Annotated in this window: 13 protein-coding genes; 5 read left to right on the top strand and 8 right to left on the bottom strand. The window is 68.2% G+C overall.

What is annotated here, in order from left to right; translation table 11 throughout:
* Positions 1 to 70: 70 nt before the first annotated feature.
* Complete coding sequence (locus ACFQ4H_RS25520; protein WP_377575114.1) at positions 71 to 2,401, bottom strand: ABC transporter permease; 2,331 nt, start codon at positions 2,399 to 2,401, stop codon at positions 71 to 73.
* A complete protein-coding gene (locus ACFQ4H_RS25515) occupies positions 2,398 to 3,084 on the bottom strand; it encodes an ABC transporter ATP-binding protein (protein ID WP_377575111.1) in 687 nt (228 codons plus the stop codon). The genes ACFQ4H_RS25520 and ACFQ4H_RS25515 overlap by 4 nt, the downstream gene beginning before the upstream one ends.
* Positions 3,085 to 3,368: 284 nt before the next feature.
* Between ACFQ4H_RS25515 and ACFQ4H_RS25510 the strand changes: the two genes are divergently transcribed.
* Both ACFQ4H_RS25510 and ACFQ4H_RS25505 read left to right on the top strand, forming a co-directional pair.
* A complete protein-coding gene (locus ACFQ4H_RS25510; protein ID WP_377575109.1) occupies positions 3,369 to 4,592 on the top strand; it encodes a sensor histidine kinase in 1,224 nt (407 codons plus the stop codon).
* Positions 4,589 to 5,281 (top strand): response regulator, encoded by a 693-nt coding sequence (locus ACFQ4H_RS25505; protein WP_377575106.1) that lies wholly within the window; start codon positions 4,589 to 4,591, stop codon positions 5,279 to 5,281. Before ACFQ4H_RS25510 ends, ACFQ4H_RS25505 begins: the two co-directional genes overlap by 4 nt.
* A 76-nt stretch (positions 5,282 to 5,357) precedes the next feature.
* Here ACFQ4H_RS25505 and ACFQ4H_RS25500 read toward each other — a convergent pair whose 3' ends face one another.
* Both ACFQ4H_RS25500 and ACFQ4H_RS25495 read right to left on the bottom strand, forming a co-directional pair.
* Entirely contained in the window at positions 5,358 to 6,212 is an 855-nt protein-coding gene (locus tag ACFQ4H_RS25500) for a TrmH family RNA methyltransferase (RefSeq protein WP_377575103.1), read from the bottom strand.
* Between the two features lie 86 nt (positions 6,213 to 6,298).
* A complete protein-coding gene (locus ACFQ4H_RS25495; RefSeq protein ID WP_377575100.1) occupies positions 6,299 to 7,153 on the bottom strand; it encodes a MerR family transcriptional regulator in 855 nt (284 codons plus the stop codon).
* Between the two features lie 260 nt (positions 7,154 to 7,413).
* Between ACFQ4H_RS25495 and ACFQ4H_RS25490 the strand changes: the two genes are divergently transcribed.
* Positions 7,414 to 8,289, top strand: a complete 876-nt coding sequence (locus tag ACFQ4H_RS25490) for a helix-turn-helix domain-containing protein (protein WP_377575097.1) — start codon at positions 7,414 to 7,416, stop codon at positions 8,287 to 8,289.
* 14 nt (positions 8,290 to 8,303) lie between these two features.
* Here ACFQ4H_RS25490 and ACFQ4H_RS25485 read toward each other — a convergent pair whose 3' ends face one another.
* A complete protein-coding gene (locus ACFQ4H_RS25485; protein WP_377575094.1) occupies positions 8,304 to 9,509 on the bottom strand; it encodes an RNA-guided endonuclease InsQ/TnpB family protein in 1,206 nt (401 codons plus the stop codon).
* Between the two features lie 153 nt (positions 9,510 to 9,662).
* Between ACFQ4H_RS25485 and ACFQ4H_RS25480 the strand changes: the two genes are divergently transcribed.
* Positions 9,663 to 9,869 carry a DUF397 domain-containing protein gene (locus ACFQ4H_RS25480; protein ID WP_377575091.1) on the top strand — a complete coding sequence of 69 codons (207 nt, stop codon included), beginning with the start codon at positions 9,663 to 9,665 and terminating at the stop codon, positions 9,867 to 9,869.
* Positions 9,870 to 9,924: 55 nt separating this feature from the next.
* Here ACFQ4H_RS25480 and ACFQ4H_RS25475 read toward each other — a convergent pair whose 3' ends face one another.
* From ACFQ4H_RS25475 to msrB, 3 genes are all read right to left on the bottom strand, one after another.
* Entirely contained in the window at positions 9,925 to 10,407 is a 483-nt protein-coding gene (locus ACFQ4H_RS25475) for a GNAT family N-acetyltransferase (protein WP_377575088.1), read from the bottom strand.
* A 100-nt stretch (positions 10,408 to 10,507) separates the two neighbouring features.
* The gene (locus tag ACFQ4H_RS25470) at positions 10,508 to 10,759 is read right to left on the bottom strand and encodes a Prokaryotic metallothionein (RefSeq protein WP_377575085.1); all 252 of its coding nucleotides are present in this window, start codon (positions 10,757 to 10,759) and stop codon (positions 10,508 to 10,510) included.
* 833 nt (positions 10,760 to 11,592) lie between these two features.
* A complete protein-coding gene (gene msrB / locus ACFQ4H_RS25465; protein WP_377575082.1) occupies positions 11,593 to 12,003 on the bottom strand; it encodes a peptide-methionine (R)-S-oxide reductase MsrB in 411 nt (136 codons plus the stop codon).
* A 112-nt stretch (positions 12,004 to 12,115) separates the two neighbouring features.
* Between msrB and ligD the strand changes: the two genes are divergently transcribed.
* Entirely contained in the window at positions 12,116 to 13,156 is a 1,041-nt protein-coding gene (gene ligD / locus ACFQ4H_RS25460) for a non-homologous end-joining DNA ligase (protein WP_377575080.1), read from the top strand.
* Positions 13,157 to 13,265 lie beyond the last annotated feature (109 nt).

The raw sequence follows: 13,265 nt of genomic DNA, 5'->3' as shown, positions 1-13,265 counted from the left end.
GGGGCCCTTTCTCACGCGGGCTGCGCCGCGGTCGTAGCGTCACTCGGTTCGCTGCGCCACGGTCGTAGCGTCACTCGGTTCGCAGCGCCACGGTCGTACGGATCCGAGCCGCCCAGGTGGCGGCGGGCAGTGCGCCGGCGAGTGCGATGACCAGCCCGCCCAGTCCGAGCAGCGCCACGAGCAGTGCCGGGTACACGTCGAAGGCGACCTGCGGCAGGCGGGTGCCGGCGGCGTCACCCATGGCGGGTACGACCGCGCGGTGCACGATCATGCCGGCCGCTACTCCGATGGCCCCGCCGATCAGGCCGTTGACGGCGACCGACGACAGGACACTCGTGATCGTCTGCCGAGGCGTCATCCCGATCGCCTTGTGGATACCGATGTCGCGGACACGTTCCCGGGTGTCGAGCAGGACCGTGTTGAGTACGCCGAGGCCGGCAACGGTGACCAGCATCAGGGTGAGGATCGCGGTGAGGCCGTTGAGCACGACGATCATGTCGCCACCCACGGCGGTCGAGGCCCTGGTGGTCGCGCCCAGTGGCTGGAGTGCCTGTTCGAGCGCGTTGGCGTAGGCGGTGGTGTCGGTCCCCGGCGTGAGCGAGATCTTGATGATGGCGACCGGAACCGGCGTGGTGAGGTTGGTGGCGTCGGTGTAGATGCTCATGCCGTCGTTGGTGATGTCGAAGACTTCGCCGACGAGGCGCAGGGTGACGTGCTGGCCTCCGACGTTCAGGGTCACCGAATCGCCGATCCTTCGGCCGGTGGTCGTCAGGAACCCGGTGGGCGCGACGGCTTCGCCGGGTGCGTCGAACCATTCGCCTTCGATCATGCTGTAGCCGCCCCGCCTGGCGTCACCGGTGAACGCGTTGAGCTTGGTGATGCCGCTCATTCCGGCAACGGTCACCGAAGCGGAAGCGAGGCTGTACTTCGTACCCGGTTGCGCGTGGATCGCGGCGGTGATCGCCGAGGTGTCGGCGGGCAGCTTCGGTGGCGGGCCGTCGGGTCGGCCGTCCGGTCCAACGGCAGGCGGGATGGCGGCCACCGTGACGTCGGCGGTGTTGTGCCGGCGGGCGACCAGAACTTCGTTGAGTGAGGTGCCCAGCCCGACGGCGAAGGTGACGGAGGTGGCGCCGAAGACGACGGCGGCGATCATGGCGAGGGTGCGTACCGGCCGGGTGAAAGGGCGCGCCAACCCGAGCGTGATCGGCCGGGACAACGGCAGCCGGGCGGTCAGTCGGGCGATCGTCTGTCCGCGCCCGGCCTGCGGTGTGCGGCCGACGGCGAGTGCGTCGATGGTGCGCAGCCGGCCGGCTCGCCACGAAGCGGCCCATGCCGTCGCGGCTACCAGTCCGAGGACGCCGGCAGCGACGACAACGTCGATCCACAGCGGGACGGTCAGGGTCGCCGAGCCGTACACGTCGCTCGTCTCGGCCAGGATGGGGATGGCGAGCAGATGCCCGGCGAGCACGCCGAGGGTGGTGCCGACGGCGGCGGGGATCAGCGCCTGGCCGAGATAGGTGCGTACGACCTGGGCGGGGGTGAAGCCGACGGCTTTGAGTACGCCGATGCGGCGGGTGCCCGAGCTGACGGCTGCGGCGACGACGTTGCCGACGATCAGCACCGACATGACCAGGCCGAGAATGCCGAACGCCATGAGGAACGGAACGTAGATCGCGGTTTCCTGCTCGGCGACCCGTTTGATGTCGAGCCAGGACTGCGATCCGATCATCGCCTGGGTGGGCAGGCCCGCGGAGACCGCTGTCCGGGCGGCGTCGATCGCAGCGGTCGTGTCGGAGGCGGCGAGCCGGTAGAGCATCTGGTAGCCGTCCGGCCTGCCCGACATGGTCAGGACACCGGCTTGTGTGCTGCTGACCCAGCCGTCGGCGCTCTGGCTGGCCGACCTGGCGGTGCCGACCACGGTGAGGGTGGGGCCACCCGGCAGGTTGGGTAGGACCAGTTTCATGCCCAGCGGATCGATCCAGCCCCCGTCCGACAGTACGACTTCGCCGGGGGCGTCCGCCCATTCGCCTTTGACGAGGGTGAGCTGGTCGACGGCCGGGTTCGGGTCGTCCCGGCCCACCAGGTTCAGCGGCAGACTCCCGCTATCGTCGATCTGTGCGGTGACGGTGACCACCGGGTAGGGCCCGGCCGTCGCGGTGACGCCGTCGGCGTGGGACGAGGTCAGCCGGTCGGGGGTGACCAGCGCCGGGTCGAAGGTCGCGCTCAGGTGCGCGCCGTTCTGCGCGGCGAAGGCGGCGTCGAATGGTGCGCTCGACACCACCAGCAGGGCTCCACCGAGGACCGATGCGGTCACCGCCATCAACGTCGCGAGCCCGATCACGATGGTCTGCACGCGACGCTTCCGTACGCCGGTACGCAGCACGAGCCCGACGGCGCTCATCGGGCGACCGCCAGGTCGGCGACGATACGTCCGTCGACCAGCTCAACCGTGCGGGATGTGCACGACTGGGCCAGGGCGAGGTCGTGGGTGACCAGGACGATGGTCTGCCCGTCGGCGTTGAGGTCGCGCAGCAGACCCGCGACGTCCTCCCCGGAGGCGCGGTCGAGTGCGCCGGTCGGTTCGTCGGCCAGCAGCAGCGGCGGCCGGTTCATCAACGCCCGGGCGACGGCGACCCGCTGGCGCTGCCCGCCGGACAACCGTCCGGGATAGGCGCGGGCGTGTCGTGCGATGCCCAGGGCTTCCAGAAGTTCGGCGGCGCGCCGATGGGCGGCCGTGCGCGGCATCCCGGCCAACTGGGCGGGCAGCACCACGTTGTCGGCGACGGTCAGGTCGTCGAGGAGGTTGAAGAACTGGAAGACCATGCCGACCGATTCGCGACGGTACTTCGCCGTCCCCGCCTCGCCGAGCCGGTCGACTCGGATTCCGTTGACCGTGACGGTTCCCGAGTCAGGTCGGTCGAGTCCGGCGATCAGGTTCAGCAGGGTGGACTTGCCACTGCCGGATGGGCCGAGGATCGCCACCGCCTCCCCCTGGCGCACGGTCAGCGACGCCTGCGACAACGCGGGTGGGCCTTCGTCGTAGGCGCGGGTCACGTCGCACAGCTCGATCATCGGGTTTGTCATGGGGCTCCGTTCATGATCGCTTCCTGACGTCATGACGCTAGGTCGACCACGGCGACCCACGCGTCGGTCAGGCGAGGCATCTTGGCTGCCTCTCTCGGACGAGGCGATCGCAGCTCATCCTTTTGGCGTAGCCGCACGATGTAGCCCATCCCGACGCAGGAGCGATGCTGCTCCACCGGGGCGTCCAGCAGAATGATCACGTGATGAATGCGCTGGCAGTGGTCGATCGCTGGAGGTGGGTGCAAGTACTGAGACGCGTCTCGGGACCCCGGCCGCTCCCATCGTTGCGCAACTGGGTCTTCGATGTCCTCCTCGCCGGGTTCGTCACCGTCACCGTCGTCTACTACGCCCTCACCGGCAACATCGACGGATCCCGTCCCGACACGCTCCCCGACCCGCTCCCCCCACCGCCGCCGACGGCCGCGGACCCGCCCCCCGACCCGCCGCTGCTGGTGCCGGCCGACGGGCCCGACCTCGGCTACCTGCTCTTCGCGGTTGCGCTGGTACTTTCCGCCTCGATACCGCTGGCGTGGCGCCGCCGCTATCCCCTCGGCGTGCTGTGGGTAGTGATCATTGCGGCGGCGCTGACCCCGGAGGCCGCGCCCCGGCTGACGTTCTACGCCTGCGTCATCGCCGCATACAGCGCCGCTGCGTACAGCCCCTACCGCGTCGCCACACTGGTCAGCATGCCGGTCATGGTCCTGGCCGCCGGGTCGCTCACCGGGGCCGAGTTGCCGACCGTGCCCAATCAGTACGTGCCGCTGTTCATCCTGGTGCCCCTCACCGTGGCCGCCAACGGGCTGCGTACCTGGCGACAACGTACCGACGATGGCCGCGCGCAGGTCGAGGCCCTCGAACGCGAGCAGGCCGAGGCCGTTCGGCGGGCCACCGAACTCGAACGTGCCCGCATCGCCCGCGAACTGCACGACGTCGTCACACACAACGTCAGCATGATGGTCATCCAGGCCGGCGCCGCTCGAAAGATCATGGACAGGAAACCCGAACGGGCCCGTGAAGCGTTGCTGGCCGTCGAGTCCGGCGGCCGGGCCGCGATGACCGAACTGCGCCACGTCATGGGCCTCCTCAGCATGGACGGCGAGGACGCTGGCCTGGCCCCCCAACCGGGCCTCGACCAGCTCGACGAACTCGTCGCCCGGGTACGTGACGCCGGTGTCACGGTGCAGCTGACCGTGAATGGTCAGGTGCGGCCGGTGCCGTCCGGCGTCGACCTGACCGCCTACCGCGTCGTCCAGGAGGCACTGACCAACACCGTCAAACATGCCGCCGGCACCGACGCGACCGTCACCATCGCCTACACCCCCGACGAGTTGGGTGTCGAAGTGACCGACACCGGAGGGCCGCCGACTGCGTCAGCCGCCACCGGCAACGGCCGGGGCCTCATCGGCCTACGCGAGCGGCTCGCCCTGTACGGCGGGCACCTCGACACCACCCGCCGCCCCACCGGCGGCTACCGTGTCAAGGCCCGCATCCCCCTGGAGACGATATGAGCGACCCACTGCGCGTCGTCATCGCCGACGACCAGGCATTGGTCCGCACTGGCTTCCGGCTGATCCTCGCCGAGGAGGGCATCGACGTCGTCGCCGAGGCGGCCAACGGAACCGAAGCGGTCGACGCCGTACGCCGCACCCGGCCGGATGTGGTCCTCATGGACATTCGCATGCCGGAAATGGACGGGCTGGAAGCCACCCGCCGCATCGTCGCCGACGACACCCAGCACACCACGCGAATCATCATGCTCACCACGTTCGACCTGGACCGCTACGTCTACGCCGCCCTGACCGCCGGGGCCAGCGGGTTCCTGCTCAAGGACGTGACGCCGGAACAGCTCACCGCGACCGTACGACTCGTACGCATCGGCGACGCTCTTCTCGCCCCGGCCATCACCCGTCGGCTCGTCGAACGCTTTGTCGACCGCACACCGGAAACCAACACCACCTACGACGGCCTGAACGCCCTGACCCCACGCGAACTCGACGTCCTGCGCCATCTGGCCCAGGGCCTCAACAATGCCGAACTCGCTGCCGCGTTGCACCTGTCCGAGGCGACGATCAAGACCCATGTCGCCCACATTCTGGCCAAACTCGGGCTGCGCGACCGGGTCCAGGCAGTCGTCGTGGCCTATCGGAGCGGCCTGGTCAGCCCGGGAACCAACAACGCTTCGACAGCTGAGGTATGACGCTCCAAACCCGATGCCGGAAGCCGAGTCGAATGAACACCTGCGGCGCCGCTTTGGTGTTGGGAAGGGCCCCTTCCTAACACCAATGCCGGGTACGGGTCCGGCGCTCGTACAGCGCGATCGCGGCGGCGACGGAGACGTTGAGCGATTCGACGTCGGGGCTCATCGGCACGTGGTACCGGCGGGTCGCGCTGTTCTCCAGACTCGCCGAGGCCCCTCTCTTCTCGCTGCCGAATAGCAGGGCTATGCGTCGGTCGACGTGACCCGCCGCACTGAGAGGCGTCGATGCGCGAGGGCTGAGGCTCACCAGCGGGACACCCTGTCGACGCAGGTAGCCCTGCAACTGTTGCCCGGTGGCGAGGACGACGGGCACCGCGAAGACCATTCCCCGGCTGGCGCGTACCAGCCTGCGGTCGACGGTCGAGGTGAGTCCGCTGTCCACGAGTACGACACCAGCCGCGCCGAACGCGCACGCGGTACGGGTTACGGCGCCGATGTTGCCCATCAGCCGTACCCCGTCGAGCACCACGATGTCGCCGGGACGACCTGTCAGGTCCGGCAGTTTCGGTAGGGCGGGCCGGCGGGCCAGCGCAAAAACACGTGATCTTCTGTCGGCCCGGAAGAGCCCCTTCGCCACGTCGTCAGCGAGCACATGGCGCGGGACCTCGGCTGGAATCGCGGCGAGAAGTGATCCATCCACGGATTCGTGGCCGGTCGTGCGGTAGATGCTGTCGAGGCGTACCCCGTACCGGATGGCCTGCCTGATGTTTTCTTCGTCGTCGATCAGGAACATCCGCTGCTGGCCCCCGGGCGTCCAAAGGACATCGGCGATCCGGCGCGCCACGGGATGCCGTGCCTCGTCGACGACCCCGCCGGAGGGAGCCTCTTGATGTTCCCTCGGCGGTCGCCATCGATGTGTCGTCTCCGTCATGGCATCCAGGCTTCCGCCTGACGCGACGTGAAAGTCAAGTCGATAAGCCGGTGGCGACGCGAGCCCCCGGGGGCCGTCGTATGGGCCTACTGCCAGGTTGCCGTGTCCGGGTCCACGCCGTGGCTGCGGGCGTTGGCCTCGATCACCTGACGCAGCCAGGCCGCCAGGCCCGGCTCGATCTCCTCGTAGAAGGCGGTGAAGCGTGCGTCCTCGACGTACATCCGGGCGAGGCACACCTGCATCGAGTACGTGCAGTCGTAGGCCTGGCTGATCATGGCGCGGTGCCGTTCGGCCAGTACGTCGGCCTCGGCCGATCCGGCCCGGACACCGAGGCGCTTGGCGGCGGCCAGATCGGCGTTGAGCGTCTCACCGTCCGCCCTGGCCTGCTGGCGTTCCTTCCGGGACATCGCCGCCGTACGCTGCTGGAACTGTGTCCACTGCGGGGTGTCGCCCCAGCGTCGCTCGGCTTCCTCGGCCCAGTCGGGGCGCCATTCGGTGCCGAAGATCTCGCTCTGCTCCTGTGGGGTGAGTGGTCTGCCCATCTGCTTCGCCTCCAACATGCGATCGACTGCCGAGACCATCTCGTGCAGGTGGGAGATGCGGTCGGTGAGCAGTTCACGTTGTCGACGCAGGTGTGCGACCTCGTCGACCTCGGGGTCGTCGAGCAACCGGGCGACCTCGGCCAGGTGTATCCCCAACTCGCGGTAGACGAGCACCCGGTGGATACGGGCGACGTCACCGCCGGAGTACACCCGGTAGTCCGCGGGGGTACGTCCGCTCGGGCGTACCAGGCCGATCTCGTCCCAGTGGTGCAGCGTCCGCACGCTCACCCCGACCAGCGCCGCGACCTGCCCGACGGTCAGGTCTTCCGGTACGTCGATGTCGGCGTCGGCCACTGGGCGGATCGGGCCGGTGTCGCGGTGTCGGAACGGTGTGGTCACTGTTCCAGGATCTCTCACCGGCCCGAGTTTCGAGCCTCACGCCGCGTGAGGGTCAAGTCCAACCCGGCAGAAAGCGGCCCTTCCCAACGCCAGAAACACCCCCGTTGCTGGCCCCTCCCAAACCACGTACTCCACCACTAACATTCGCGCGACGAACTGGTCACCGACCGTATTTTGGGCTGGTGGACGGCCCTCTGGCGGTGGTGAATCCCATCCTGCAACGTCTCCACGTTGCGCGATGTAACACGGAGGATCGTGTCATGAAACAGACGACCTCGGGCATGCCGAGAAGGCAACTCGGTCGCTATCTCCAGCGACTGCGTGACGAGGGCAATCTGTCGCTCAACAAGGTCAGTGACGTCCTGGACTGCACCCGGCAGAAGATCTGGCGCATCGAGCAGGGCATCGGCACGGTACGTCCGAGCGACGTACAGACGCTGTGCGATCTCTACAACGCGCCGCCGCCGTTGACCGCCATGCTCGTCGACCTGGCGCGGCAGGGCACGGCCAAGGGCTGGTGGCAGGCGTACGACGACATCATGCCGGAGTGGTTCGAGCCGTACGTGGTGATGGAGACCGAGGCGGCGCGGCTGCGACACTACGACGGTGAGCTGGTGCACGGGCTGCTCCAGACGCCGACCTACATGGCCGAGGTGATCCGGGTCGGCCGACCAGATTGGAGTGATGAGCAGCAGGAGCGCCGGGTGCAGCTGCGTCAGCGGCGGCAGCGGTTGCTGCGCCGACGGGGGCTGACCGCACCGAGCCTGGAGTTCATCCTCAGCGAGGCGGTGCTGCGCCGGCCGCTCACCGATCACGCGGCGATGGTCGAGCAGTTGCGGCACCTGCTCCGGCTCGGTGAGCAGGAGAACGTCGACCTGCGGGTGCTGCCGCTCTGGGCCGGACCGCACGCCGCCTCGACCGCCGGCACTTTCGCCCTGCTGGACTTCCCGGAGTCGAGGCTGCACGAGCGGGAGCCGAGCGTCGTCTACCAGGAGGGGCCCACCGGCGCGCTCTATCTGGATCGCCCGCAGGAGTTGGAACGCTACGAGGCGATCTGGTCGGGCATAGCGGCGGTCGTGCTGGACGAGAAAGAATCCCGACAGCTGATCGCATCGTTCGCAGGGGAGGCACGTTGACATCCTCCGCCGCCCTAGCGGGCGGGGATTCCCTTGGTCGCCCTTGGGTTTTCCTGCTTCGACACCGACTGCCTCGTTCGGGCTTCCGCCCGTTGAGGTCTTACACCGGCTCCACAGGCGGTAACGGAGAGCCCCTCCGCCAGAATGTTGCGGGCCGCGTTGACGTCCCGGTCGTGGACGCTGCCGCATCGGCAGGTCCACGTCCGCACGTCCAGCGGCATCCGCTGCGCGAGCGCGCCACACGTCGAGCACAGTTTGGACGACGGGAACCATCGGTCCACCACAACCAGGTTCCGGCCGTGCCAGTCAGCTTTGTATTCGAGCAGAGTGCGAAACTGCCGCCAGGCCGCGTCGCTGATCGCCCTGGCAAGGGTGTGGTTTCTGACCATGTTGTGCACAGTCAGGTCCTCGATCACGATCGTTTGGTTCTCACGAACGAGCCGAGTAGTCAGTTTGTGCAGGTGATCCCGCCTGCGGTCGGTGATCCGGGCGTGGACGCGGGCCACCTTCAACCGGGCCTTGGCCCGGTTGATCGACCCCTTCTGCTTGCGGGCGAGTTGGCGCTGGGCGCGGGCAAGCCGGGCACGGTCGCCACGTTCATGGCGCGGGTTGGTGACCTTCTCCCCGGTGGACAGGGTGAGCAGGCTGTCGAGCCCGGCGTCGATCCCGACCTGGCCGGTGGCGGCCGTCTGCGTGATCACGTCGTCGCACAGCAGGGACACGAACCAGCGTCCAGCGGCGTCCTGCGACACCGTCACGGTGGACGGCGACGCGTCCTCGGGCAACGGCCGCGACCACACGATGTCCAGCGGTTCGGCCATCTTCGCCAGAGTCAACTGTCCGTTGCGGTAGCGGAACGCGCTGGTGGTGTACTCCGCCGACCTGCGGGACTTCTTCTTGGACTTGAAGCTCGGGTACCGGGCGCGTTTGGCGAAGAAGTTGGCGAACGCGGCTTGCAGGTGCCGCAGGGCCTGCTGCAACGGCACGGAGGAGACCTCGTTGAGGAACGCCAGATCCTCGGTCTTCTTCCATGTGGTGAGCATCGCGCTGGTGGCGTTGTAGTTGATCCGTTCCTGCCGCAGGGTCCATGCCTCGGTGCGGGCCTGCAACGCCATGTTGTAGACCTTCCGGACGCAGCCGAACGTGCGCGACAGCTTCGCTGCCTGTGCCTCGGTCGGGTAGAAGCGGTACTTGAACGCCCGCTTCACGGTCCTGGACATGGCTCACACGCTAGCGCGCTCACCGGTAAGTCCTGTGGCGGCGTGCGGGTAGACGCCTGTCCGCCAGGGCGGTGGATCGGCTACCCCTGCCCTACCGCAGTAGTTCCGTTTCCTTTCCGGTCTGAAGGCCGGCGTATCCACGAAAGGAATCCGATGACCAATCCGACCGACCTGACCGGCGCATCCTGGCGCAAGAGCAGCCGCAGCGGGGCCGAGGGCAGTTGCGTCGAGGTGGCGGACAACCTGCCCGGCCTGGTCGCCGTACGGGACAGCAAGGACCCAGCCGGTCCGGCGCTTGCCTTCGCCCCGACCTCCTGGGCCCGGTTCGTTACGGGCGTCCGGTCCGCCACGCTGGGCTGACCCGCCTCGGCTCCTCGTCGTCCGGGCCAGGAACGTCCGAGCGATGGTTTCGGGGTCAGTTCCCGGGCGTGGCGCAGGACGTCGACTCCTCTGCCTCGCGGCGCATCGGGCGGTGCGGGATGCCGTCCTCGAGGTATTCCGGCCCGCTGACCGTGAACCCGTGGCGCTGGTAGAAGTCGACGACGTACGTCTGCGCGTCCAGCACGCACGGGTGTGCCCCGACCAGGCGCAGTGCCTCGGTCATCAGCCGGTCGGCGTACCCCCGGCCCCGGGCCGACTTCGCCACCGCCACCCGGCCGATCCGACGTACGCCGTCGGGGTCGACGAGCAGTCGCAGGCAGGCCACCGGTGTGTCGTCCTCCGCCACCCACAGGTGCCGGGTGTCCGGCTCGACGTCCCGCCCGTCGATCTCCGGGTACGGGCACTCCTGCTCGACCACGAACACGTCGACACGGAGTTTGAGCAGGTCGTGCAGCGTACGGCCGTCCAGGTCGGCGAAGGACGCCAGTCGGACCCCGGTGAGTTGGTGCTGTGGCATCCCGCGATAGTAGGCCCGACGTCTCCGCCCACCCCGCTTTGGTGTTGGGAAGGCGCCCTTCCAAGGCAGAAAGCGATAAAAAGGGGCCCTTCCTTGCGCCTCAGGCGTGTACGGCGTCGCGGATCTTGGCGCCCTCGACGGTCTCCACCGTGCGGGCGCAGTGCGCGCAGCAGAAGAACCGGCCGGACACCTCGACCCCGTGTCCGAGGATCCGGCACTGGCAGTGCTCGCAGATCGGTGCCAACCGGTAGGCAGCGCATTCGATCGAGTCGAAGACGTGCACGTCGCCGCTGATCGTCCGGACCTCGAACGACATCGCATAGTCGTTACCGCATACCTCGCAGGTAGCCATGACAAACCCCCCGTTTCGGACACCCGCTAACGAGGGTGCGGCACCGGACCGGGCGCGGCAACCGGAACGGCGAAACCGGCTGGGCCGTTGTCGCTGGGCAGCTCAGCCGTTCACCGGGTCGGGAAGCCGCTGATCGCGGAGTTGACGGGACTTCATTCGGCGAGGCGCGGCGAGTACCGAGTCATCTATGCCATCCACGACGATCGCGTGGTGGTGGAGGTGGCCACCATGCAACGTCGGGCAACCGTCTACCACACCCGGTGAATCCCTGGCAGAGGTCATGCCTGGCCGCCCGGGGTCCAGATAAACCAAGCCCAGGCTACATGGACCGTCATCGTGTGTCGCGGCCATCTGGTTACCGCTACGGTACTGCCGTGCCCGATGCGATTTTCGCCCATCTCGACGTGGCCATGTCCAAACCCGGCGCCGCATCGGTCACGTGGCTCCCGGCGACGCCACCCGGAACATTCCTGGCGATGGCGAAGTCGAGCAGCGCAGGGAAGTCACCAGGGTGGCGCTGCCGTATGTCTCGTTCCGGTACACGTACACCTTCGCCTCGGACGGTCTGAGGTTGTGGTCCGACTCCACGCTCAGGTTCCGCAGCCGAGTAGAGGTTGAGGAGAGCCTGGCGACCAGCGGTTTCACCATCCTCGACGTTCGAGACGCGCCAGACCGCCCTGGGCGGGAGTACGTCTTCGTAGCGCAACGAACGCACTGATCGCACAGACTCCCTACCGGGCGGATCCATGACGTCGGTTGCCCATCACGGCAGCTTTCCCGCCGGGGCATGTGGTGCCCCTCGAGGGGAGGACTCCGGGGGCACAGGGGCGGGCCTAACCAGTGGCTGGCTCGAGGTCGAGGCTGACGCTGTTGATGCAGTACCGGGTGTTCGCCGGGGTGTAGCCCTCACCCTCGAACCGGTGCCCGAGGTGCGAATCGCAGTTCGCGCAGCGCACCTCGGTGCGGACCATGCCGTGCGAGCGGTCCTCCACGTACCGGATCGCGCCGGGCAGCGCCTGGTCGAAGCTCGGCCAGCCGCAGTGCGAGTCGAACTTGGTGTCGCTGGAGAACAGTTCCACGCCGCAGGCCCGGCAGTGGTACGTCCCCGGGGTCTTGGTCTCGACGTACTCGCCGCTCCACGGACGCTCGGTGCCGGCCTGGCGTAGCACCCGGAACTCCTCCGGGGACAGCCGAACCCGCCACTCGTCCTCTGACTTGGGTAGTTCACTCCGGTCAAGAGCCATGCCCCAACGGTACGACGATCGGTGATCATCGGCCGGTCAGGTGGACGAGTTCGTGGCCGCCGGTGCCGGGCGTTGCCTGATTTATGTCCCACCGGTGGCCTATGGTCGCGACATGGGTGGCAGCACGAAGACACCGGCCGTCGAGATCGAGGTGGCCGGTCACAGCGTACGGCTGAGCAGTCCCGACCGGATCTGTTTCCCCGAGCGTGGCTTCACCAAGCGGGACGTGTTCGACTACTACCTCGCGGTGGGCGACGGGATCATGCGGGCCCTGCGGAACCGGCCCACCATGCTGCAACGTTTCCCCGACGGGGTGACCGGGGAGATGTTCTTCCAGAAGCGGGTGCCGGCCCGGGGTGTGCCGGCCTGGCTACAGACCGCCCAGATCAGGTTTCCGAGCGGCCGTAGCGCGGACGAGTTGTGCCCGGTCGACCTCGCGCACGTGGCCTGGGCGGCACAGATGGGCACCGTGGTGTTCCACCCCTGGCCGGTCCGGGCCACCTCCGTGGACCACCCCGACGAGTTGCGCATCGACCTGGATCCGCAGCCGGGCACGGACTTCGTCGACGCCGTCGCCGCCGCTGCCGAGGTGCGCCAACTCCTCGCCGAGTTGGGGGCCACCGGATACCCCAAGACCTCCGGAGGTCGCGGTGTGCACGTCTATGTCCGTATTCAACCCCGCTGGACGTTCGTCGACGTACGCCGCGCGGTGATCGCCTTCGCCCGCGAGGTGGAGCGCCGCCGGCCCGAGCTGGTGACCACGGCCTGGTGGAAGGAGCAGCGCGGCCAGCGGGTGTTCCTGGACTACAACCAGATGGCCCGGGACCGGACGATCGCCTGCGCCTACTCGCTGCGGGCCAACGCCCGTGCCACGGTCTCCACGCCGGTCACCTGGGACGAGCTGCCCGACGTCGAGCCGGACGACTTCGACCTGGTCACGGTGCCCGAGCGGTTGGCCAAGATCGGTGATCCCCACGCGGGGATCGACGACACCCCGTGGGACATCACGCCGCTGCTGGAATGGGCCGAACGGGACGACCGGCAGGGGCAGGGGGACCTGCCCTATCCACCGGACCATCCGAAGATGCCGGGCGAACCCAAGCGGGTCCAGCCGTCGAAGGACCGCGACCGTAGAGGGGCATCCACCGCCTGACCAGGCCGGCAGGGGCAATAGATAACGATCAAGTAACGCGTCCAACCTTTCCTGGTGCACGTCGAGTTTCTTCGGCGTCGGTTCCGAGGTGGAGCCCGGAGAGGCGTTC

The organism is Micromonospora sonneratiae (genome assembly GCF_042679305.1).
Lineage (GTDB): Bacteria > Actinomycetota > Actinomycetes > Mycobacteriales > Micromonosporaceae > Micromonospora_H > Micromonospora_H sonneratiae.
The sequence above is the reverse complement of the archived record's forward strand: the minus strand, read 5'-3'. Positions and strand labels throughout refer to the sequence as shown.